Below are 23,295 nucleotides of genomic sequence, written 5' to 3' on the forward strand. Positions count from 1 at the left end.
AGTTTCACACATCATGTCAAGTAGTAACGACGACCACGACGACCACGGTGGCCGCGATGGCCACGACGACAGCGAGGGTTCGCCGCAGCCGCAGCCGCAGCCCCGCAGCACCGACGACGCGATCCTCGACGCCGCCGCCGAGCTGATCGTCCACCTCGGCGTGCGCCGGACCCAGCTGTCCGAGATCGCCCGCCGGGCCGGGGTCAGCCGCCCGACCGTCTACCGGCGCTGGCCGGACGTCCGGGCGGTGATCGGGGCCCTGCTGACCCGCGAGATCGGCGCCACCCAGGCCACCGTCCGGCTGGCCGGCGAGGACCGGGCCGCCTTCGTCGACGGCGTGGTCGAGGTGGCCGTCCGGCTGCGCGACCACCCGGTGCTCGGCGCGCTGCTGCGCTCGGCCGACTCCGACACGCTCTTCGAGTACGTGGTGGAGCGGCTCGGCACCAGCCAGCGCGGGCTGCTGGAGGCGCTGCAGGCCGGCATCGAGCAGGGGCAGGCCCACGGCTCGATCCGGGAGGGCGAGCCGGTCGAGCTCGCCGCCATGGTGCTGCTGATCGCCCAGTCCACCGTCCAGTCGCACCGGATGGTCGCCGCCCTGCTGCCGGAGGCGGCCTGGCGGCGCGAACTCGCCCGCGCCCTGGACGGCTACCTCGCCCCCTGACCGCCGGGCCCCGAAAGCCGGGACCGCCGCCCCACCCGCCCCTGCCACCGCCACCGCACCCGTCGCATCCGCCACCGCATCCGTCGTACCCCACCGCATCCGCCGAACGAACGGACACCCCGCGCCATGACGACCACCGCCGGGCCCTACGCCGGAACCACCCGACTCGACGCCCGCCGCAGGGCGTTGGAACTGGACGCCCTCGCCGACGCGCCCGTCGTCGACCTGCTGGTGATCGGTGGCGGCGTCACCGGCGCCGGAGCCGCCCTGGACGCCGCCGCCCGCGGGCTGCGCACCGTCCTGGTCGAAGCGCGCGACCTCGCCTTCGGGACGAGCCGCTGGAGCTCCAAGCTGGTCCACGGCGGCCTGCGCTACCTCGCCTCCGGCCGGATCGGAGTGGCCCGGGAGAGCGCCGTCGAGCGCGGGGTGCTGATGACCCGTACGGCCCCGCACCTGGTCCGCCCGATGCCCCAACTGGTGCCGCTGATCAACGGGTTGATGCGGCCCGGGCAGGCCTCGCTGGTCCGCGCCGGCTTCGTCGCCGGCGACGCCCTGCGGCTGAGCGCCGGGACGCCCGGCGCCCTGCTGCCGCGGGTGCGCCGCGTCGACGCCCAGCGGGCCCGCCAGTTGGTGCCCGGCGTCCGCACCGACGGGCTGTCCGGCGGCCTGGTCGCCCACGACGGCCAGCTGGTCGACGACGCCCGGCTGGTGGTGGCCCTCGCCCGGACCGCCGCGCAGTACGGCGCCACCGTGCTGACCCGGGTGCGGGCGGAGCAGGTCACCGGCACCTCGGCCCGGCTGACGGACGGCCTCACCGGGCAGTCCTTCACGCTCAACGCCCACGCCGTGGTCAACGCCAGCGGCGTCTGGGCGGGCGAGGTGGACCCGTCGATCCGGCTGCGGCCGAGCCGCGGCACCCACCTGGTGGTCGACGCGGCCGCGCTCGGCCACCCGACCGCCGCCCTCACCGTCCCGGTGCCCGGCTCCACCAGCCGCTTCGTCTTCGCCCTGCCCCAGCAGCTCGGCCGGGTGGCGATCGGCCTCACCGACGAGGACGCGCCCGGCCCGATCCCGGACGAGCCGCAGCCGACCGACGGCGAGATCGCCTTCCTCCTCGACACCGTCAACGCGGCCCTGCGGACGATGCTGACCAAGGCGGACGTGCGCGGCGCCTACGCCGGCCTGCGGCCGCTGATCGACACCGGCGACGGCGCCACGGCCGACCTCTCCCGCGAGCACGCCGTGCTGGAGTCCCCGGAGGGCGTGATCACCGTGGTCGGCGGCAAGCTGACCACCTATCGGAAGATGGCCCAGGACGCCGTGGACACCGCCGCCCGACTGCGCGGACTGTCCGCCCGCGCCTGCTGGACGTCCCGGCTGCCCCTGGTCGGTGCGCCCGCCCACCGCGACAGCCGGCCCGCCCCGGCCGACGCCCCGGACTCCCTGCGCGCCCGCCACGGCGGCGCGGCCCACGAGGTCCTCGCGGCGGGCGACCTGGCGCCGATCGCCGACGGCCTGGACGTGACCCGCGCCGAGATCGCCTACGCGATGACCCACGAGGGCGCCCTGGACGCCGACGACGTCCTGCACCGGCGGACCCGCATCGGCCTGGTCGCGGAGGACGCCGGCCGGGCCCGGTCGGCGGTGGAAGAGCTCGTGGCGGCTACCGCGCGGTAATTCCGCGGGGAATGAGTCTCGCGCCGCCGAATTAGGTGTGTACGAATGCCCGTCAGATATCCCTGATCGACAGTCAATGTGACTTCGAATTAGGCAGCCTGGGCGCGCGGTGGTGCTTCCGGTAATCGCGGAATCACGTGAGGAAAAGCGCTGCGCCCCGGAGTCCCGCCGCGGATTCCCGGCAGATCCGAGGACTCAGTGGTCGGTCCGCTCCGGCATGGGGTGGGTGGCGTCGCCCAGTTCCAACACGCAGGCCAGCGGATGCTCCGGGACTCCGGTCCGATCCAGCCTGACGGACACCGGCGCCGGGGGCTCCCCGGTCAGCTGGGCCGAGAGGGTGAGCGGGTAGACGCCGTGCCCGTGGACGCGGTGGAAGGCGAGCTCCTTGCCGTCCACCAGCAGTTCCGTCTCGGTGATCCAGCCGGAGCGGACGTTCACCGTGACCGAGTGGTTGCCCCGGTCGAGGTGGAAGCTGTGCCGCTGGCGCATGGAGAACCTCCCGGGGGGCGTCGCGCGAGAGCGGGGCTGGCGGTGGGCGGCGGCGCGTGCCGCCGCCCCGTCAGTCTACGCCGGGGTGCGAGTAATTGCCCTGATTGAGGGTCATGCACCGCAATCCTGCTAAAGGCGGCTAATCGTGACAAATGGGTGCCAGTTGCGGCGCGTGTGTGATCCGTTACGGAATTGTCATCCTGATTGGTAAATGAGCATTGCCTGGGAATGAGAGATTGTCATTCGGCTTCGAACATGCCATTAGAAGCCTTGGCAATCTCTTGAGAGAGTCTTGATGTCACGACGCTCCTTGGCCTCGTCCGGTTCTTCCGGCGGGGCCTTTTCTTCGCGCTGGATGCGCCGAATATCGGCGGTTCTGACGCTCGGTCTGCTCATTCAGACCGGTGTCGCGCTCGACGCCATGACGGCGCCGGCGGCGCAGGCGGCACCGAATCCGCAGACGCCGCCCGCCACCCCCTCGACCGAGGCGCCCGACGAGGCCTCCGCGCTGCTCGCGGCCCGCCTCCAGGGCCGCCGGATCGAGGTCACCAACGCCCGGACCGAGTTCACCACGCTGTGGGCGAACGCGGACGGGACGCTGACCTCCGACCGGTCCACCGGCCCGATCCGGATGAAGGTCGGCGAGGCCTGGGTGCCGGTCGACACCACCCTGGTGCAGACGCCGGACGGCAAGGTCGCCCCGAAGGCCCACCCCGAGGGCCTGGTCTTCGAGGGCGGCGACGCCGGCGTGACGGTGGGCGACAGCCTGCCGAGCGTCCCGACGTCCGCGTCCGCCGCGCCGACGCCGTCCGCCGCCACCAGCCCGTCCGCGGTCCCGTCCGCCGCGCCCAGCGCCAGCGACTCGACGTCCGCCGCGCCGAGCGTGAGCGCCTCGGCCACCCCGAGCGCCGTTGCCGGTGCGACGCCGACGCCCGCGGCTACGTCCGTGACGCCGACTGCGGCGCCGACCGCCTCGGCGAGCCCTTCGCCTTCGGCGGCCGCCACCGACGGCGCCACCGAGCGCGCCTCCCGGGCCGGCGCCCGCGCCGCCGCTCCGGCCGCCGACCCGCAGCCGGCGCAGCCGGCGCAGCCGCAGGCTCCCGCAGAGCGTGAGCTGGTGAAGATCGGCACCGGTGACCAACAGGTCCGCTTCGGCTGGCTCGGCAAGCTGCCGAAGCCGAAGCTGGAGGGCAACAAGGCGACCTACGTCGACGCCCGTCCGGGTGTGGACCTGGTCCTGCAGGCGACCCGCACCGGCTTCGAGCAGTTCCTGGTCGTCAAGGACCGCTCCGCGGTGTCCCAGGCCGGAACCCTGACGGTTCCGCTGGACACCACGGGCATGACGGTGGCGCCGCAGCAGGACGGCTCGATCCAGTTGCTGGACAAGGCGTCCGGCAAGCCCGCGGTGAAGATCCCGGCTCCGGTGATGTGGGACGCCGTGGTCGACCCGGCCTCGCAGGAGCACCTCAACCGGGCTCCGGTGACCATGGAGGTGCGGGGCCAGGGCGCCGACACCGAGCTGGTCTTCACCCCGGACGCGGCGTTCCTCGCCGCGCCGAAGACGCAGTTCCCGGTCACGATCGACCCGATCGTCAACGTCGACCCCACGTATGACACGTACGTGCAGACGAACGAGAACTTCGATGCCTCCGGCTCCGAGGACCTGAAGCTGGGCAGCTACGACGGCAGCGTCGCGGCCCGTTCGTTCCTGACCTTCCCGGGCGCGGACTTCAACGGCAAGCAGATCCTCGGCGCGACGCTGAACCTGTACAACTACCACTCCTCGTCCTGCGTGGCGAAGCAGTGGGAGGTCTGGGAGGCCGGCGGTGCAGCCTGGTGGACGCGCTGGAACAACCAGCCGTCCTGGGGCACCAAGTACGCCACCTCGAACGACACCTGGGACGCCGACGGCGGAGCCGACTCGCACGAGTGCTCCGGCTCCGACGGCACCGCCTGGGCCCGTGCCAACGTCACCGACCTGGTCAAGTACTGGGCCGGCTTCGGCTACCACGACTACGGCATCGGCCTGAAGGCGGCGGACGAGTCCAGCAACCTGTCCTGGAAGCGCTTCAGCTCGGCCGAGGGCGACGCCCCGCCGTACCTGTCGATCACCTACAACACCATCCCGGCCACCCCGGCCGGTGTCGAGGTCCAGCCGTCCCAGCCCGGCAACCCGCGCTACACCTCCGACGCCAACCCGCGCTTCCAGGTGCAGGCCGCCGACGTGGACGGCGACGCGCTGAAGGTCTACATGGACCTGTGGCGCGGCGGCACCTTCCTCGGCAGCATCGCCCGCGACGTGCCCAACGGCGCCATCGCGACCGTCCGCCCGTCCGACTACGGCATCGCCAAGCTCGACGAGGGCGTGCAGTACTCGATCTGGGCCATGCTCGACGACGGCAAGTCCCGCTCCAACTGGGTCGGTACCAACGTCGTCGCCGACACCACCAAGCCCGGCGCGCCGTTCGTGAGCTCGGCCGACTATCCGGCCGATGGCCTGTGGCACGGCACGGCCAACCAGCCGGGCTCGTTCACCTTCTCGCCCGCCGCGGGCACCGACGACACCGCAGCCTACGTCTACACCCTCGACGGCGGCACGCCGGTGACGGTCGCGGCCACCGGGGCGCTGACCACGTCGATCACGCCGACCACCGAGGGCCGGCGCGTGCTCAGCGTGCAGTCCAAGGACCGCGCGGGCAACCTGTCCCCGCCGGCCACGCACACCTTCCAGGTGGGCCAGGCGGGCATGAGCTCGCCGGTCAACGGCACCCAGGCCGCGAAGCGCGTCAAGCTCTCCGTCGACGCGCAGTCCCAGTTCAAGCGGGTGGTCTACCAGTACCGCCGCGGTCCGGGCGCGACCGAGTACAACGTGCCGCGCACCAACCTCACCAAGGCCGACAACACGCCGGTCGCCGAGGACAAGCCGCGGCTGGCCGACCTCGGCACGCACGCCAACTGGAACGTGCTCGACACCCTCGGCAACATCGGCGGTGTCGTCCAGGTCCGGGCCCTGCTCTTCCCCGAGGACGGCTCCGGCAACGGCTACGCCACGGTGTGGAACACCATGACGGTGGACCGCAACGCCGACGGCGCGGCGGGCACCTCCGTCGGTCCCGGCTCGGTCAACCTGCTGACCGGTGACTACTCCACCGATGTGACGGACGCCAACGAGTTCGGCATGTCGGTGGCCCGCACCACCTCCTCGCGCGACCTCGGCCGCGGCTGGCAGCCGCAGGGGGAGCGCCTGACGGTCAACCAGCGCCAGATCGGCACCGACCTGACCGGCTTCACCGCCGGCGAGGCCACGCTCTCGCGCTCGACCGCCCGCGGTCACGACAGCTCCACCGACTCGCTGCTGGTGGTTCCCGGCGGCTCCGGCACCTGGGACTCCTTCGCCGCGCTCGGCCCGGAGTACACCATGGGCAACGGCATGAAGCCCGGGCGCACCTACCGGCTGACCGGCTGGATCTACGTCCCCGGCGCCACTGGCCTGAGCAACCCGCTGGCCAACCGCGGTCTGCGCCTGGTCGGCGTCTACCGGACCGGTGCCGGCTACGGCGAGACGGCCTCCCCGAAGGCCGCGTTCACCGACGGCTGGCAGCAGCTGACGCTGGACATGGTCGTCCCGAACGACGCCACCGAGGCGTGGTTCCGCCTCTACAACGGCAACGCGGGCGGCAGCGGCAAGGAGGTCTACTTCGACGACCTGTCGCTGAAGGAGATCGTCGCCCCGTACGGTCCGCAGTGGGCCGGTGGCCCGGACGCCGGTACCGGCTCCGACTACCGCTCGCTGTCGTTCCCGCAGTCCGACCTGGTCGAGATCAAGGGCAACGACGACACCTCGCTCACTTTCGCCAAGGGCACCGACGGCACCTTCTTCCCCGAGCCGGGCGCCGAGTCGCTCGCCCTCAAGGCCGTGTCCGCCAAGTCCGGCGCCATCGTGCTGCCGGCCACGGGCCAGTGTCTGGAGGTGCCGAACGGCGCGGCCGGCAACGGCGCCAGGCTGCAGCCTGCGGCGTGCACCGGAGCGGCGAACCAGCAGTGGACCAGGGGCGACGACCTCACCCTGCGCCTGCTCGGCTACTGCCTCGACAACCCCTGGGGCCAGACGGGCAACGCCACGCCGCTCATCCTGTGGGGCTGCAACGGCGGCGACAACCAGCAGTGGGAGGTCCGCACCGACGGCACGGTGATGAACCGCCACTCGGGCAAGTGCCTCGACGCCGACCAGGGTGCCTCGATCTGGGTGTGCTGGGCCGGAGCGTGGCAGATCTGGGACGTCCAGACCGCCGGCACCACGTACGAGCTGAGCGAGCTGGACGGCTCCAAGACCGTCTTCGCCCGCCAGGCAGGTTCGAGCATCTACCAGGTGGTCAGCGAGACGGGGCCGGAGGCCGCGTCGACCACCCGCTACCAGTACGACACGACCGACGGCCGATCGCTGGTCAAGCGCGTCATCCCGGCGGTCGAGCCGGGCGTGGACGACGTCAACGGCTGCACGGTCGACCCGCTGCCGCGCGGCTGCGAGGTCTCGGAGTACGACTACGCCAAGGCGACCACCGCCACGGCCGCGACCCCGGGTGACTACCTCGACCGGATCCGCTCGGTGAAGGTCTGGTCGTGGAACCCGGTGACCTCCAAGCAGGAGGCCGTCGAGGTCGCGCACTACGCGTACGACGACAAGGGCCGGCTGGCGCAGGTCTGGGACCCGCGCCTGGCACAGCCGCTGAAGACCACGTACAGCTACGACGCGGACGGCCGGGTCACCGGCATCGCCGCCGCCGGCGAGCTGCCGTGGAGCTTCGACTACGGCAAGGCGGCTGCGGACCAGGATCCGGGCCGGCTGCTGAAGGTCCGCCGGAGCACCCTGGTGCCCGGCAGCAAGAACCAGGTCAACGGTGAGATCGCGACGAACGTGGTCTACGAGGTGCCGCTGACCCGCGGCGCCGGCGGTCCGTACGACCTGGCCGGTGCGGACGTCGCCAAGTGGGCGCAGACCGATGCGCCGACCGATGCCACCGCCGTGTTCGGGCCGGAGGACGACCCGGGTGCCAACACCGCTTCGGCGGTCAAGCCCGGTCCGGACGGCTACAAGCCGGCCACCGTCCACTACCTGAACGCCTCCGGCAACGAGGTCAACACGGCGACCCCGTCGGTCACCCCCGGCGGTGACATCGACACCACCGAGTACGACCGCTACGGCCACGCCGTCCGGATCCTGGAGGCGACGAACCGTTCGGTCGCGCTGGGGACCCACCCGGACGCGGACAGGTTCGCGGCCGAGCTGAACCTGCCCTCGGACTCCGTGTCCCGGGCGCGTCTGCTCGACTCGCGGACGACGTACTCGGCCGACGGCCTGGACGTTCTGGAGACCCTGGCCCCGGCCTATCGGGCCTCGCTCGCCGAGGAGGTCGCCGGGCAGACCGCGCCGGTCACGGTGACGTCGGAGGCCGAGAAGCTCCCGCAGCTGGGCACCAACACCCGGGTCCAGGTCGACAACAACTGCTGTGGTCTGACCTGGTCGGGCGGCGCTCACCTGAGCATCCGCGGCACCCAGGCAGGCGCGTTCGACAGCGTCCGCGTCAGCGTGCCGGAGGAGGGTGACTACCTCCTCAGCGGTCAGCTGACCAAGTTCAACGACCACGGCGTCATCCAGTGGGCGATCGACGGGCAGAACGTCGGCCAGCCGATCGACACCTACGCCGCGACCGGCACTGTGGCGCCGTACGCGACGGGCCAGCCCGTCCACCTGACCCGCGGTGACCACGAGCTCAAGCTCACCATCACGGGCACCAACGCCAACACGGTCGGCGAGCGGTTCCACGCGGGCATCGACACGGTCACCCTGACCAAGGCGACGCTCAACCCGACGCTGCCGGCGGGCACGTCGGTGGTGGCGCGGGACCACAACACCAACACCTACGACGAGGGGAAGCCGGACGGCCAGGCCTACCACCTGGTCACCACCGCGACCGACGGCGCCCGGATCGACGGCTACGCCGAGGACGTGGAGAAGCGGGTCACCAAGACCGGCTACGGCACGCCGATCGGCGGCACCTCCGGGTGGACGCTGAAGACGGCGACGTCGGTCACCACCGACGCCGCGCAGGGCGGCGCCAACCTGACGTCGTACGTGAAGTACGACGCGTCGGGCCGCGCGCTGGAGTCCCGCAAGCCGGGCTCGAACGGCGCGGACGCGGGCACGGTCAAGTCGGTGTTCTACACCGCCGGTGCCAACGCCGATGACGCGGCGTGCGCCAACCGTCCGGAGTGGGCGGGCCTGCCGTGTGTGACCATGCCGGGCGGCGCGGTGACCGGGGCGGACGCCTCGCGGATGCCGACCACCCTGCCGGTCAAGCGGGTCACCCGCTACTCGCCGTTCGGCGAGGCGGAGGAGACCACCGAGTCCAACGCGGGCAAGTCCCGCAAGACCGTCACCACCTTTGACGGTGCGGACCGGATCACCTCTACCGAGATCACCTCGGACGAGGGCCAGGCGCTGCCGAAGGTCACCACCGAGTACGACCCGGCCACGGGTGACATCGTCAAGACGAACGCCGGCGGCAAGTCGCTGGTGCGCGTGCTCGACGTCCTGGGCCGGCTGATCTCCTACACGGACGCCGATGGCGGTACCACCACCACGGAGTTCGACAAGTACGGCAAGCCGGTGAAGGTGAGCGACCCGACCGGGTCCACCACCTACGCCTACGACCGGGCGAAGGAGCCGCGCGGCCTGGTCACCTCGGTGACCGACAGCGTGGCGGGCGAGTTCACCGCCAAGTACGGTCCGGACGGCCAGCTGGTCGAGCAGACCTACCCCGGTGGCATCGTCCGCAAGGACACCACCAACGCGGTGGGCGAGGCGACCAGCCGCACCTACACCCGCACGTCCGACAACAAGGTGATCTGGGCCCAGACCACCGACATCTCCACCCAGGGCCAGGTGGCCAAGGACACCAGCTCCACCGCCACCCGCTCCTACCAGTACGACCGGCTCGGCCGGCTGGTGAAGGCCGAGCAGACCACGGTCGCCACCGGCTGCGTCACCCGGCAGTACGCGTTCGACGCGCACTCCAACCGGCTGTCCAAGCAGACCTCCCCGCACGGGGCGGCCGGCGAGTGCAGCACCGGTGGGGCCACGGCGGAGAACCACACCTACGACAGCGCCGACCGGCTCACCGACAACGGCTTCACCTACGACGCCTTCGGGCGGACGGTGAAGACCGCGACCGGTGCCACGAACACCTACTGGGCGAACGACCGCGTCGCCGCGCAGGAGAAGGGGGACACCAAGCAGGAGTGGGCCGTCGACGCGGCGCACCGCCTGACCGCGTTCACCACCAGCAAGAAGCAGGCCGACGGCTCCTGGGCCAACGCCACGTCGAAGCTGAACCACTACGGTGACGACGCCGACGAGGTCCGCTGGACCATCGAGGACACCACCCAGGGCACGCTGACCCGCAACGTCTCGGGCCCGGACGCGGACCTGGCCGCCACCACCAGCAAGACCGGTGACGTCCAGCTCCAGCTGACCAACCTGTTCGGCTCGGTGGTCATCACCACCGACACCGCGCTTACCAAGCCGGTCGTGCTGGACTTCGACGAGTTCGGCATCCCGCAGGACGGCCAGGCGAACGTCCGCTACGGCTGGCTCGGCGGCAAGCAGCGCTCCGCCGAGGCCCAGGACGGCGACATCCTCATGGGTGCCCGCCTCTACAGCCCGGCCCTCGGCCGCTTCCTGCAGATCGACCCGATGCCCGGCGGCAACGCCAGCCCGTACGACTACTGCACCGGCGACCCGGTCAACTGCACCGACCTCGACGGCAACTGGGGCATGCCCAAGTGGCTGAAGAAGACGGTCCAGGTCGTCGCGGTCGTCGCCGAAGTCGCGTCCATGATCCCCGGCCCCATCGGCGCGGTGGCAGCGGCGGTCTCGTCGGTGTCCTACGCGGCGACGGGCAACTGGGCCAAGGCTGCCGAGATGGCAGTGACGGCCGTCGCGCAGACAGTCGGTGCCGGCCCCGTGGTCAAGGTGGCGGCGGCGGTGGCTGCGAAGTCCACCCGAGCGGCCGCCCGTGTACAGCGGGTGGCCTCTGTCGCTCGCAATCTATTCCGCTCGTGCAACTCGTTCGACCCGGAAACACCGGTTCTGATGGCGGACGGAAGCTACCGTCCGATCAGTGCGGTAACTGTTGGCGATCGCGTTGCAGCTGCCGACCCGGATACTGGTGAGACGGTTTCGGCCCCAGTCGTCGAGGTCTTCGTAACCTTTGCAACGAAACACATGGTCAAGATCGACACCGACCTTGATCCGAGTACGCCGGGGATTCGCGCGACTGCCTATCACCCCGTATTTGTCGAGGAGCGCGGTTGGATCGACGCGGGCGCCGTTAGGATCGGCGACCATCTGATCGGTTCCGACGGTGCGTCGGCCGAGGTGCTGGTCATCGAGGACGAAGGCGAGGTGGCTGACCAACTCGTCTACAACCTCAACGTCGGCGACGCGCACACCTACTTTGTGGCCGCTGGTATCGGCGACGCGCTGGTCCACAACACCAGTGCGGTTTGTCCGATTACCAAGAAGGCGGCGATCAAGGCCGCAGGCCTGCCGACTCGTGGCAAGATTCGGTACGTCCCGCCGGGTCATTGGCAACCGCACCAGCCGTTGCCGACCGGTCGCGTCAACGGGCAGAAGGGCATTCTCGACCGTCACGGCAACGCCTGGACGAAGGGGCCATCCCGCACCAAGGGAGAGCCCTACGAGTGGGATGTCCAGCTCAAGCGTCATCGTAAGTACTTCGGCAAGATGGTGAACCACCTCAATGTGAGCCTCAAGGGAAAGATCACGCACATCACTAAGAAGTAGCTAGTGCAGCACTGGCTGGCAGGCCCCGCTGATTTCGATCAGCGGGGCCTGCCGTACCATGCTCGGAGGAGCGGGCGTAGAGGAATCAGAGGTCAGAACAATGGCAAATGGCCACACGGTCGGCGCGGGATCCAACTGGCCAGGGGGCGCTGCCTTCTCGCGGCGCCAGCTGGTTCGGTTGCGGAACCCGCCCGGTCATTCTGAGCTCTTCATCGGGGATGAGCTCATTGGCTCGGGCGGTGTAGTCGTTGATGCGACGGGGGCGGGCGACGACGTCACCTACTCCGTCTACCTCGTTGAGGACGGTTCGCTTTGGGGGCTTCGTGCCGAATTTCTCGAGTCGGCGGGAGAGCTCAGTCCGACCGACCCCCTGGCTGTGGTCGATGAATTCCTCGGCCGTTCGGTCGAGATCGTTGAAGCGATTCCCGATGTTCCCATCGGCCCCGGCGAGACTCTGGAGATCGTTGGTGTGGGCGTCTCGCCCGAAGGCATCGCCCTGACCTACGCGATCCATGTTCCCCCTGATGGGGACATTGTCGTTGTCGACGCCGACGAGGTCCGACTCACGTGATCACGGCGACCAGGGTCCTCAATCTCTGGCCTCAGGTATCACATGCCCCGAATGTTGACCCGAGCCGTGGCTGGCTCCCTCTGTGGCAGTGAGTTCCTCGTTCACTTTGGGTATGACTACTCGGTTTGTCGGACTCAGCCCCCTGGGATGATCCCGTTCAGAGTCTATGTTCGTCTCCCGGATCGAGGAGCGTTGCCGAGTGCGCCGTCGGGAAGACCCGTGGGTGCCATGGAGTCGAACATCTTTGCTCGCGAGGTGCCGGGATCGGCATGGCGCGGGATGATGAGCGGCCCTGCTTCGGAGTTCCCGTCCGGGGCAGGGCCGTCACTCGTTCTGGCAGTGGTAGGGATCGTCGGGTGCACTTAAGGCGAGACACCCGGCATCTTCGAGCCTGTCGGAATCCACAGATCTGCGAGAGCCGGGATGGGGTTTTGTTCAGTCGTCACGCCGGGCTGGAATCGGAGAGCCTGAGCCAGGTCGAACCGAGGCGCAAGGTCTACGTGTCCACTTCGGTCACGCAGGGGTACGAGGTGGTGAGCGTCTGCAGGGATCGTGACGGCTCGTGGCAGTTCTTCTCCGAGGTTGACAGGTCTGGCCCGGAAGGGCCTGTGCTGGTCCACTTCGAGCACGCGCCCGGCCGTTCCGAACTTGCTTCGGAAGTTCTGGTCTCAGGAAGGGTTATTGGGCGTCCGCGATTGCGGCGACAGCTCCTGGAGCGTGGTGAAGGGCGACTGGCGTCGCTCCCGCGGCTGATGACTCACCGGACTGATGGGCGTTGAATAAAACGGGATGCCGCCGCCGTCGCTGATCAGGTGGTGTTTGCTGCCGGTCTTGCGGCGGTCGACCGGTGACGGGCCGGTGGCCTCGCCCCCTCTTTCGCGCGTATGTGGGAGGCGTCCACGCAGGCGCGCGTCCAGTCGATCAGTCCGGCCGCGTTCAACTCGGCCATGAGTATGCGGTGCAGGGCTTCGAACACTCCAGCCTCCTGCCAGCGGCCGAGCCTGTGCCAGCAGGTCTGCCCGGAGCCGAAGCCCCACTCGGGCGGCAACTGCTGCCAGGTGATGCCGGTGTAGAGCACGAACAGGATGCCCTGCAGGCAACGCCGGTCATCTACCGGGCGGGGGCCCGGCGACCGCTCCGGCCAGGCCGGCAGCAGCGGCTCGATCCGGGCCCACAGCTCGTCGTCCACGATCCACGGCTTGTTGCTCACTCCATCACGAACGGACGGATCGTCACATCGGTCACGCCCCACCAGCAACGATCACCAAGATCGTGTTACGAGTTCTGAGGCGATACAGAAGACTGTGTGGCGTACCGGAACGGTCAATGATCACATCCAAAAGGAGCAGAAGGCCCTGGATGCCATGACGCGCAAGCATGGGCATTCGAATATTAGTGGGCTTGGGAAGCCGACGAAGCGACTCCCTGGGAATCATCACCTCTGGGACAATCAAGAGGCGAACCATGCCATGCATAATCTCGCCAACCTGAGGCATGTTCGATCGATGGGGTACAGTAAGAGGGATATCAGGGTTGCGCGGACCTATTTTAGGGCCGTTTACTGGGTCAAGGCCCGGGGGACAACTAATCCCAGCGCAAAGCCCCGTGCGGATCTTCTGCACTACTACGTCAAGAACTGGCGGAAGGCGCGGCCGTAATGAAGTTCCTCGTAGAGGTAGACGGGGATCGCCCCCTAGTTGTGGTGTACGAGCCATCGGGGGAGGAATGGACTCTCTCTCCGGGCCACTGGATCGTCGTGGAATGGCCGAACGGCGACGAAGGGCGCGGTGAGATTCGCCACACGCCCGATTCCATCACCCTGTCCGAGCCGCTCAACGCGAAGTCGCGAGTCTGGGACTCCCAGGGAAATCGCCTTTGGTAGGGCCTGTGAAGTTTGGCCCAAGTTGAAAGGCGGAAACGGCTGCCCTTGTAACGGCGCATTGAGGTGCCGATCATGTAATATCGGGAAGAGTACCAAAACCTGATGTCTGCGAGAGTATGAAATGATCGAATTCATGGACTCCGATATCGGAATCCCGGAAGGTCTCGGCCCCTTCTATCTCCCAGAGGGTGGCGACGTCGCATACGTCTCCGATAGTGTATTCGACGGAGCTCAGGTAGAGTCGGTTTTCCTGGATGATGAGGGTGACATCCAGGCGTTCAGCGAAGGGGATCAGGGAGGGGTTGCCGATCCCAGGCTCGTCCACTACTCGCATATTTCCCAAAGGAATGCTCACCTTGCTAAGCTTCCCCAGGCTGCCGCTGGAGCATTGGGCGGTGTGGGACGCAGGGAAAAGCCTATGGCGGGTGATGCCGGCATAGCGGTGGCCGGTCAGATTGGAGTAACTTGATCTACGGTGCGGCAATGTGATACTTCGGCCGACCGGGGGCGATCCAAGCTTATGGGATCGCCCTCGGTTCTATTCGCTGGTTGCAGGCCTGGGCGCATGGTGGAAAGCGGCAAGTATCTGGACCGGTGACTGCACCCTTGAGGTTACTGGGCCTCTCGCTCACGCGATTCAAGCGACAATCGGGCCTGAGGGTGATCTTGCTTGAGGGTGCCTGGAGCGATCGGCGCCGGTTCCGCGATGATCTCTCTGACTGGGAGAAGAGCGTTGTTGAACTACGCTGACATTGAGGTTGCCCATTGCACAGCTCCCACTGCTACTCACGTCGGCCGCGGTGGCGCGAAGCCCGCTGCAGCCGACACCATCACAGCCCTGGCTAGCGCTTGTGTCGGATCGGGGGCTGGTCGATGACGCAGTATCGGATCACGAAGCACTCGCCGGAGCAGAGGGCCGGGGCGACGCCGTCCTGGACGAGCTTCTCCGACATCGGCGAGTCCTTCGGTGGGGAGCAGCTCACGGAAGCGGCGTATGCAGAAACGGAGGAAGGCTACCTTTCTGCGATCCGCCAGTTTGCAGCGGTGCAGGGCGTCACGGCTCTCAAGGTCGATGGACTGGAGATGTACCCGGAGAGCTCATGGTGGCAGCGCGTCAGTGAAGGCGACAGTCTGTCGCTGTACGAGGCGATCGAGCTGTCGAGGTCGATCCTTCATGAGGACTTCGTCTGGTGCAGGCTGTTCGCCGGTAGTGAGTTCTTCGTTCACTTCGGCTATGACTTCTACATGTATGTCGGAGTGTCGAATCCTGCTGAGGGGATCGTGGCGTCAATCCGGCGCGCCGGTCTCTATGTCGACGAGTTTGAGTCGCCATACGCGACATAGCTGAAGTGGGTTCGCCGGGTGGCTCGCGTTCGGTGGTCATTCGGAAGCGTCGAGGGCGTCCTCATAGAGGGCGCCCTCGGGGTCGTGTGGGCGGGTGTGGCCGCACCCCGTCGCTTCGTCCGCTGCTAGGGCACGTATTCGGTCGTGATCAATAGGCTCGGGTGAGGTCTTTGATCCAAATCATTGCGCCGCGGAGGTGGAGGCCGGCGAGGTAGCTCTCCGGGCTCTTGTCGAACCGGGTGGCGATGCCCCGCCAAGCCTTCAGCTTGTTGATCAGACGCTCGACGGTGTTGCGCTCCTTGTAGAGCTCGGCGTCGTGGCCGACGGGCCGACCGCCCTTGCTGCCCTTCTTCTTCCGGTTGGCGCTCTGGTCCTTCTTCTCCGGTATGACCGCCTTGATGCGGCGCTTTCGCAGGTGGGCGCGGTTGCCGCGGGACGAATAGGCCTTGTCCCCGGCGACCGCGTCCGGCCGGGTGCGGGGACGGCCGACGGGCCCGCGGACCCGGACCTTCTTCAGTACGGGGATGAACTGCGGGCTGTCCGCGGCCTGGCCCTCGGTCAGGACGAACACCAGCGGGCGGCACTTCCGGTCGCCGGCGCAATGGACCTTGCTGGTTTGCCCGCCCCTGGAGCGTCCGAGCAGAGCGGCCTTCAGCCGGAGCTTGCGCCGACGCCGGATACGTCGCCGTTCCTCCCGCTCCGCGCCGCCTGAGAAAGTGTTGGGTAATTGATCAACTTCATGGCGTGATCCACTGGTGGTGATCTTTGCGTTGCCCTGTCCGCGAAGATCACCGCCATGTGTGTCTGTGCGTGCAAGCCGTCCTATGACTCGTCGTTGACGGACGCTCAGTGGGCGGCGATCGAGCCGCTGCTGCCGGTGCGGGATCTGCGCCGGGCCGGCCGTCCGTTGAAGTTCCCGCGTCGGCTGGTCGTGGACACTGTGCTGTACGTGCTGGTCAGCGGCTGTGCGTGGAGGCTGGTGCCGCATGATCTCGCCCCGTGGGACGTGGCCTACCGCTGGTTTCGCGCGTGGACGGCGGACGGCACCTGGGACCGGGTTCACGACACGCTGCGCGAGCGGGTCCGGGTGGCGGACGGCCGGGACCCGCAGCCCTCGGCGGCGGTGCTGGATTCGCAGTCGGCCCGCAGCCACCAGGGCGGGCAGGCGATCGGCTACGACGCGGGCAAGCGGGTGCGGGGCCGTAAGCGGCACCTGCTGGTGGACACCTGCGGGCTCGTGCTGCGGGCGGTGGTGCACTCGGCCTCGGTGCAGGACCGGGCGGGCGCGAAGCTGGTCCTCAGCGGGATCCGGAACCTGTTTCCGCAGGTCGGGCTGGTCTGGGTCGACGGCGGCTACGTGAATGTGGTCGACGCGGGCCTGGTCGGCTGGGCGGCCGAGCACGAGAACCTGGAGATCGTCGCGGTGCCGCGCAATGCGGATGTGAAAGGGTTCCAGGTGCTGCCCCGCAGGTGGGTGGTCGAGCGGACATTCTCCTGGCTGGGACGGTGCAGACGGTTGGCACGGGACTACGAGCGCAAGACCGCGCACGCCGAAGCGATGATCAAGGTTGCGATGATCCGGCTCATGGCCGCCCGCCTCGCCGGCGAGGAGGTCGAACCGCGCGGCCCCATCGAGACCGAAGCAGCCCGCCGCCTCGCCGACGACCTCAAGAACCAGTAATCATCCGATTACCCAACACTTTCTGAGGCGTCCCGCCCGTCTTGTTCCTCCGGGCCTCCCCCCTTTGTCTGGCCTTCTCCGCCTCCTCGGCGGCCTTCTCCAGGGCGTCCATGGTGTCGGAGTCGAGGTGCATCCCGGCGGCGTCATGATGGGCCCGCACAGTGGTGGAGTCCACGCTGACCAGGGACAAGTCCACCTCGCCACGCTTCGCAGCTTCCGCGATCAGGCCCTCCATCAGGGCTTCGAAGACACCAGCGTCCCTCCACTGCCGGAACCGATTGGAGACGGTCGACCAAGCGCCGAACTCCTGCGGCATCTCCCGCCACTGCCCGCCCGTCCGGAACCGCCAGATCACCCCTTCGAACTGCTGCCGCAGCCGCTCCGGGTACGGGCCGTACTCGCCGATCGGCAGGTAAGGCCCTATGAACTCCCACTCCGCATCCGTCAGTTGCGCTCGCGTCACACACCACGGTCTACCGGATCGGGACCCGTCGCGAGGGTGAATCGCACAGATTGATCACGACCGAATACGCGCCCTAGTTGTTCTGACTCGTGAGGTTGGGGACGCGGCTGGCGGGTGGCTTGCCTGCGAGTGCTGTGTGTCCGCGGTGGTGATTGTAGGTGTGGAGCCAGGCGGGGTAGGCGTCGCGGCGTTCCTGTTCGGTGCGGTAGGGCCTGGCGTAGGCCCATTCGTCGAGCAGGGTGCGGTTGAAGCGTTCGACCTTGCCGTTGGTCTGGGGCCGGTAGGGCCGGGTTCGCTTGTGCGTGATGCCTTCGGCCGCGAGGGCATCGCGCCAGGTCCGGGAGCGATAGCAGGAGCCGTTGTCGGTCAGCACGCGCTGGACGGCGATCCCGGCCCGGGCGAAGAACTCGCTTGCCCGGGCCCAGAAGGCGGTGGCGGTCTCCTTGCGCTCGTCGGGCAGGATCTCGCTGTAGGCCAGGCGGGAGTGGTCGTCCACGGCGTTGTGGAGGTAGCTGTAGCCCGCGCCGGAACGGGTCTTGCGGCCGGCCTCACGGCCCAGGATCTTGTGGCCGCCGCCGTCGGGGATGTTGCCGAGCTTCTTGATGTCGACGTGGACCAACTCGCCCGGTGCGGCGCGTTCGTAGCGCCGCACCGGGCGAGCGGTCGCGCGGTCCAGGTGGGCCAGGCGGGCGAGCCGGTAGCGGGTCAGCACGCGGTGCACGGTCGCTGGGTTGAGCCGCAGCAGGTAGGCGATGCGGGCCGGGCCCCAGCGGCGCAGGACGCGGACCTTGATGATCCGCCGCTCGGTGCGCGACGGGGTCCGCCGGGGGCTGCGGTGCGGGCGGCTGGAGAGGTCGCTCATACCGGCCTCGCCCAGCGCCCGGTAGCGGTCCGCCCAGCGCTTGGCCGTGGTGGGCGAGACCTGGAAGCGCTCGGCGGCCCGCCGCAACGGCCAGCCGTCGTCGACCACGCAGCGGGCCAGGCGCAGGCGTCCGGTCTCGGTCAGCGGTGCGTTACGGTGTGGCATGAGGGCCTTTCTGGCTGAGGTGCAGATGTCGCAATCCACACCGAGCCAGAAGGCCCTCACTCATTTCAAGATCACCACGCCGTGAGCCCTGTCACCAACCTCCGTGGTCAGTACACCTAGTCGGCGATTGAGCTCAGTGAGGCCGCTATCCGTCAGGAGGATTCCCAATGAAGCTGTCAAGTTGGGGTGGTGACGTCCTGTGATGGTCCCAGTGCGCTGTGGCAGCGGGCGCGGGAACGGCCGTGTCGAAGGTTCGGCCATCGCGTATGAGGGCCCAGAGCACGTTGAGACGGCGTCTGGCGAGGGCGAGTATGGCCTGCTTGTGGGACTTCCCCTCGTCGCGCTTGCGCCGGTAGAACGCCTTCGAGACGGGGCAGTGGACGGCGGCGGTCTGGGCGGAGAGGTAGAACATCCGCAGGAGCCGCCGGCTGTAACGGCGAGGTCGGCGCATGTTGCCGCTGACCTTGCCGGAGTCCCGGGGCACGGGGGCGAGGCCGGCGACCCCGGCGAGCCGGTCGGGACTGCCGAAGGCGGCCATGTCACCGCCCGTGGCAGCGATGAACGCGGCGCCGAGCATGTCGCCGATGCCCGGCATGCTCTTGATCACTTCGGCGTGGGGGTGCTCGCGAAACCGGCCCTCGATCAGGGCTTCGAGCTCGGCGATCTCCTGGTCGAGGGACATCACCTCCCTGGCCAGGGTGTGGACCATCCTCGCGGCGGTCTTCTCCCCGGGAACAGCGGTGAACTGGGCCTCGGCGGCCGTGACCGCGGCATCAGCCGTACTCCTCGCCGTGGGCGCGGTGCGCACGCCGTGGTTCTTCAGCCAGGCCGCCAGCCGGGCCCGGCCGGTGCGCCGCAGCGCGGCCGGCGTCCGGTAGCCCGTCAGCAGCACGAGGGCACTCTTGGAGGTGCTGTAGTCGAAGGCCCGTTCCAGGGCCGGGAAGTACTCCAGCATCTGGGCGCGGAGCCGGTTGATGGCGCGGGTGCGGTCGGCGGACAGGTCCATGCGGCGGGCGGTCAGGATCTTCAGATCGACCGCGATCTCGCCGGCCTGGTCCAGCGGTTGCAGGTCCCGGCGCATCCGGGCGGTGTCGGCGATGACGAAGGCGTCCTTCGCGTCAGTCTTCCCACTGCCCCGGTAGGCGGCCGAGGCATGGTGGACGGTCCGGCCCGGGATGTAGAGCAGCTTCTGCGAGTGGTTGACCAGGAGCGCGATCCACAGGGTGGCCCCGCCCGCGTTCAGGTCCACCGCCCAGGTCACCGGGGCGCCGTCAGCCAGCTCCAGGACGTCGCCGAGCAGTTCCAGCAGTTCCGTCTCGTTGTTCGGTACCCGGCGGGGGAGCACCGTCTTCCCGTCCGTGTCGATCGCCGTGCAGTGGTGCTCGGCTTTGCCCGCATCCGTCCCCGCCCACAGTTCGGGTACCCGGTCCTCCTCGCTCGACGTGCATGTTCACAGTCCCAGCAGACGACCTCGCCGACATGTCCATACGAGCGATCTTGTTCCGCGCATCCCAATTAGCGGTCGAGTCGTCGCGGGATGCGGGCGGCCAATCCTCCTCAGCCACAGACGCGGCAACAACATGGCAGCCACACCCGGCATCCCTGGGTGCCCTGATCTTACGAATGACCAGAACGATCCCACGAAGAAAGGTATGGATGTCATGGACCGCGCGGAGGTGCTGGAGCGCATCGACGAGGTGGCCGGGTTCGGTGTTTGGCGTGGAGACGCCAACGTCCACGAAGAGGCCATCGAGAATCTTGAGTACTTCGTCCGGCCGGCGGACGGATTCCGCGACGGCGATGCGGTGCGGATCGCCGCGGCGTTGAGTCGGGCGATGGACGAATGGGTGGCGGACGCCCGGTCGGACGGAAGCGGTCGGCCGGGTGTCGTCTATGCCTGGTTCGACGGGCAGGCCGGTCAGCTCAGGATGTCCTTCGTCTCGGGAGACAGGGGGGCGATCCCGTTCAGGATCCGTCTTCGGTTCGTCTCTCGGATCGAGGAGATCGTTGCGGAATACGTGGCCGGGGAGGATCCGGTGGGCGCCGCCGAGTTGAACATCTTTGCCCAGGAGGTGCCGGGAACGGCATGACGCGGGATGACGAGCGGCCCTGCTCCGGAGTTACTCATCCGGAGCAGGGCCGCTTGCCCGTTCCGGTGGCGATAGGATCGTCGGGCGGGCTTGGAACGAGACCGCCGGCAGGTCGGACCTGTCAGAATTCGCGTGATCTTCGGAAGCCGGTATGAGGTTCCTGTTTAGTCGCCACGCCAGGCTGGAAGTGGAGAGCCTTGGCGAGGTCGAACCGAGGCGAAAGGTCTACGTCTCCACTTCGGTCTCGCAAGGGAGTGAAGTGGCCAGTGTCTGCAGGGATCGCGACGGCTCGTGGCAGTTCTTCTCCGAGGAGGACAAGTCAGGCCCGGAGGGTCCCGTGCTGATCCACTTCGAGCACGTGCCCGGTCGGTCCGACCTTGCTGCGGCGGTTCCTGGTCTCAGGAAGGGCTATTGGGCACTTCGCGACAGCAATGATGGTTCCTGGGCCGTAGTGAATGGCGACTAGGTTGCTTCTGTGCCTGATGGGCGAGGGCATGAAATGATTGAATTCTTGGACTCTGATATCGGAATCCCGGAAGGGCTTGGCCCCTTCTATCTACCGGAAGATGGCGACGTCGCGTACGTGTCCGAGGGCGTGTTCGGTGGGGCGCAGGTGGAATCGGTCTTCCTGGATGACGAGGGCGACATTCAGGCGTTCAGTGGAGACGGAGAGGGATCCGAGCCCAGGCTGGTCCATTACTCGCACATCGCTCAACGGAATCCTCACCTGGCTAAGCTTCCCAGGCTGCCGCTGGAGCATTGGGCGGTGTGGGACGCAGGGCAAAGTCTGTGGCGGGTGATGCCTGCATAAATCGCCCGGCTCAACGCCGCGGCGATCCGTGGCGCGGGCGGGCAGGCGGCCCTGCTGCGGCTGCAAGGGGTTCCCAGCGAAGCAGCGGCGCTTCATGGAAGGATCGCCAGTAGGATCGACAAGCGGAGGCGGGGTTCCGGCGGCTGACGGGATCGCACGGGTCAACCAGGAGAATGAAGATGAAGCTGTTCATCCGGGCGCTCATCATCGGTGATATCGATGGAGAGCAGGTTCCCGAGATTGCGGCGACATCCCTGGACTCCTTCAGCCACAATCCATTCGTCGTGTTCGCCGATGGTTGGGAGATCGAGGTCGGTACGACGTCCGACCTCAGGGGCGATGCCACCTGGCAGCCTGGTATTGAGCGCTCCACGTACTATCTGGACTGCTGGCCCGAGAGTGAACTGTCATGGCAGGAGATCTACGCTGCGCTGGACAAGCTCCGCCACGGCTTCGAGGCGGCCGGTACGCGGCTGGCCTGGCAACTCATCGACCAACTTGCGGAGTAGCGCCACCTGGCCGTGGAAGGCGGTACCAGCAAATCCCGGAACCCCCTGACTGCTCTCCCGGACCGATGCCCGGGGGAGCCGCTCGCTCGATGGTCTCTGTGATCGGCAAACCGCCGAACGTGGGAAACTCTCCGATCCACCCCAGCGACAGAATCGGGTTGCCGCGGATGTTCCAGTACCCACGTCAGGCTGGAATTGGAGAGCCTTGGTGAGGTCGAACCGATGCGAAAGGTCTACGTCTCCACTTCGATCTCGCAGGGGAACGAAGTGGTCAGTGTCTGCAGGGATCGCGACGGCTCGTGGCAGTTCTTCTCCGAGGAGGACAAGTCCGGCCCGGAAGGCCCCGTGCTGTTCCACTTCGAGCACGTGCCCGGCCGGTCCGAACTCGCGGTGGCGGTTCCTGGCCTCAGGAAGGGCTATTGGGCACTCCGCGATAGCGGGGCCGGTTCCTGGATCGTGGTGAAGGGCGATTAGCCTCACTCCTTCACCCGAACGGTCTGTCAAGGCCGCCAAAGCTCGGATCCGGCTGTTCGAGGAGGTAGTGACATGGGGCTAGACATCCAACTGGTGGACACCACCCTGACGGTGGAGATGAATCGCCAGGCGAAGAAGAAGGGGAAGAAAGGGCAGTCTGTAGTTTCGGACATCGTGGCTTACCTTCTGGAGGACGGGGAGGTTGACTCGGCGCTCTCTGTGGTCGGCCGGGAGCGCCTTCCGACCTTGGCGCGTATCGATCCCTATGCCGACACCGAATTCGACCACTACTTCTGTGAACTGGCTCTTGCCGAGCTCGACCGGATCGCAGGCCGAGACCTTCCCGCGGCGACGGTCTCCTTCCTCTCCGAACTCAGCCTGCTGATCCAGCAGGCGCTGGATCACCCCGGCTACATCGTTCGCTTCATCGGCGACTGAGCGTACGCCGGCCCCGGCGCGGAGCCCGTCCGTACGCGGACCTGGGGCGTCACCGGCTCCAGGGTTGGACTCATAGGGAAGGCCGCAGCCCGTGCGAATCAGCTGTGACCCGGAGGCTGATGCGGCGATGATCTACCTGGTGGATTTGATCAAGCCCGGCGAGGCTGTCGAACAGGTAGTGGTGGACGACGTGCCGGGGCCCGGAGAGCTCGTTCTCGACTTCGATGCAAGCGGGAGGATTCTCGCCATCGAGGTGATCGGTGCCTCGAGGCTTCTTCCCGAAGGCCTGGTGGCCGGGCTGGAGGGGTGACG

General features: G+C 68.1%; 16 protein-coding genes and 3 pseudogenes. 13 read left to right on the top strand and 6 right to left on the bottom strand.

Features of this window, described 5'->3' with window-relative positions; genetic code table 11:
* Positions 1 to 13: 13 nt before the first annotated feature.
* Together RMN57_RS28615 and RMN57_RS28620 are read left to right on the top strand one after the other, a co-directional pair.
* Entirely contained in the window at positions 14 to 661 is a 648-nt protein-coding gene (locus RMN57_RS28615) for a TetR/AcrR family transcriptional regulator (RefSeq protein ID WP_313766164.1), read from the top strand.
* 126 nt (positions 662 to 787) lie between these two features.
* Entirely contained in the window at positions 788 to 2,338 is a 1,551-nt protein-coding gene (locus RMN57_RS28620) for a glycerol-3-phosphate dehydrogenase/oxidase (RefSeq protein ID WP_313766165.1), read from the top strand.
* 195 nt (positions 2,339 to 2,533) lie between these two features.
* On the opposite strand, the gene RMN57_RS28625 is transcribed toward RMN57_RS28620, so the two are convergent.
* Positions 2,534 to 2,827, bottom strand: coding sequence for a hypothetical protein (locus tag RMN57_RS28625; RefSeq protein ID WP_313766166.1), 294 nt, complete (start codon positions 2,825 to 2,827; stop codon positions 2,534 to 2,536).
* Positions 2,828 to 3,182: 355 nt separating this feature from the next.
* On the opposite strand from RMN57_RS28625, the gene RMN57_RS28630 reads away from it, so the two are divergent.
* Both RMN57_RS28630 and RMN57_RS28635 read left to right on the top strand, forming a co-directional pair.
* Positions 3,183 to 11,693, top strand: coding sequence for a DNRLRE domain-containing protein (locus RMN57_RS28630; RefSeq protein WP_313766167.1), 8,511 nt, complete (start codon positions 3,183 to 3,185; stop codon positions 11,691 to 11,693).
* Positions 11,694 to 11,793: 100 nt separating this feature from the next.
* On the top strand, positions 11,794 to 12,264 hold the full coding sequence (locus tag RMN57_RS28635; RefSeq protein WP_313766168.1) for a hypothetical protein: 471 nt from the start codon (positions 11,794 to 11,796) through the stop codon (positions 12,262 to 12,264).
* Positions 12,265 to 13,072: 808 nt separating this feature from the next.
* Here the strand turns inward: RMN57_RS28635 and RMN57_RS28640 are convergent.
* The gene (locus RMN57_RS28640) at positions 13,073 to 13,474 is read right to left on the bottom strand and encodes a transposase (RefSeq protein ID WP_380237816.1); all 402 of its coding nucleotides are present in this window, start codon (positions 13,472 to 13,474) and stop codon (positions 13,073 to 13,075) included.
* Between the two features lie 793 nt (positions 13,475 to 14,267).
* Between RMN57_RS28640 and RMN57_RS28645 the strand changes: the two genes are divergently transcribed.
* Positions 14,268 to 14,615: a hypothetical protein gene (locus tag RMN57_RS28645; protein WP_313766169.1), complete on the top strand. Its 348-nt coding sequence runs from the start codon at positions 14,268 to 14,270 to the stop codon at positions 14,613 to 14,615.
* 404 nt (positions 14,616 to 15,019) lie between these two features.
* The gene (locus tag RMN57_RS28650) at positions 15,020 to 15,490 is read left to right on the top strand and encodes a hypothetical protein (RefSeq protein ID WP_313766170.1); all 471 of its coding nucleotides are present in this window, start codon (positions 15,020 to 15,022) and stop codon (positions 15,488 to 15,490) included.
* A 148-nt stretch (positions 15,491 to 15,638) separates the two neighbouring features.
* Here the strand turns inward: RMN57_RS28650 and RMN57_RS28655 are convergent.
* A pseudogene (locus tag RMN57_RS28655) lies at positions 15,639 to 16,238 on the bottom strand (IS5 family transposase); the annotation flags it as partial.
* Positions 16,239 to 16,286: 48 nt separating this feature from the next.
* Between RMN57_RS28655 and RMN57_RS28660 the strand changes: the two are divergent.
* Complete coding sequence (locus RMN57_RS28660) at positions 16,287 to 17,171, top strand: IS5 family transposase (protein ID WP_313761644.1); 885 nt, start codon at positions 16,287 to 16,289, stop codon at positions 17,169 to 17,171.
* A 14-nt stretch (positions 17,172 to 17,185) separates the two neighbouring features.
* Here RMN57_RS28660 and RMN57_RS28665 read toward each other — a convergent pair.
* From RMN57_RS28665 to RMN57_RS28675, 3 genes and pseudogenes are all read right to left on the bottom strand, one after another.
* Positions 17,186 to 17,634, bottom strand: a pseudogene (locus RMN57_RS28665) (transposase); the annotation flags it as partial.
* Positions 17,635 to 17,707: 73 nt separating this feature from the next.
* Positions 17,708 to 18,661 (bottom strand): IS481 family transposase, encoded by a 954-nt coding sequence (locus tag RMN57_RS28670; RefSeq protein ID WP_313766171.1) that lies wholly within the window; start codon positions 18,659 to 18,661, stop codon positions 17,708 to 17,710.
* A 220-nt stretch (positions 18,662 to 18,881) separates the two neighbouring features.
* Positions 18,882 to 20,075, bottom strand: a pseudogene (locus RMN57_RS28675) (IS110 family transposase); the annotation flags it as partial.
* Positions 20,076 to 20,313: 238 nt separating this feature from the next.
* Between RMN57_RS28675 and RMN57_RS28680 the strand changes: the two are divergent.
* The 6 genes from RMN57_RS28680 (at position 20,314) to RMN57_RS28705 (ending at position 23,293) form a co-directional block, all read left to right on the top strand.
* On the top strand, positions 20,314 to 20,751 hold the full coding sequence (locus tag RMN57_RS28680) for a hypothetical protein (RefSeq protein ID WP_313766172.1): 438 nt from the start codon (positions 20,314 to 20,316) through the stop codon (positions 20,749 to 20,751).
* A gap of 511 nt (positions 20,752 to 21,262) precedes the next feature.
* Positions 21,263 to 21,562 carry a hypothetical protein gene (locus tag RMN57_RS28685; protein ID WP_313766173.1) on the top strand — a complete coding sequence of 100 codons (300 nt, stop codon included), beginning with the start codon at positions 21,263 to 21,265 and terminating at the stop codon, positions 21,560 to 21,562.
* 179 nt (positions 21,563 to 21,741) lie between these two features.
* Positions 21,742 to 22,071 carry a hypothetical protein gene (locus tag RMN57_RS28690; protein ID WP_313766174.1) on the top strand — a complete coding sequence of 110 codons (330 nt, stop codon included), beginning with the start codon at positions 21,742 to 21,744 and terminating at the stop codon, positions 22,069 to 22,071.
* Positions 22,072 to 22,293: 222 nt separating this feature from the next.
* The gene (locus RMN57_RS28695) at positions 22,294 to 22,545 is read left to right on the top strand and encodes a hypothetical protein (RefSeq protein ID WP_313766175.1); all 252 of its coding nucleotides are present in this window, start codon (positions 22,294 to 22,296) and stop codon (positions 22,543 to 22,545) included.
* Positions 22,546 to 22,617: 72 nt separating this feature from the next.
* Positions 22,618 to 22,983 carry a hypothetical protein gene (locus RMN57_RS28700; protein ID WP_313766176.1) on the top strand — a complete coding sequence of 122 codons (366 nt, stop codon included), beginning with the start codon at positions 22,618 to 22,620 and terminating at the stop codon, positions 22,981 to 22,983.
* Between the two features lie 91 nt (positions 22,984 to 23,074).
* Positions 23,075 to 23,293 (top strand): DUF2283 domain-containing protein, encoded by a 219-nt coding sequence (locus RMN57_RS28705; RefSeq protein ID WP_313766177.1) that lies wholly within the window; start codon positions 23,075 to 23,077, stop codon positions 23,291 to 23,293.
* The last annotated feature ends 2 nt before the right edge of the window (positions 23,294 to 23,295 follow it).

The organism is Kitasatospora sp. CM 4170 (assembly GCF_032110285.1).
In the GTDB taxonomy this organism is placed as follows: domain Bacteria; phylum Actinomycetota; class Actinomycetes; order Streptomycetales; family Streptomycetaceae; genus Kitasatospora; species Kitasatospora aburaviensis.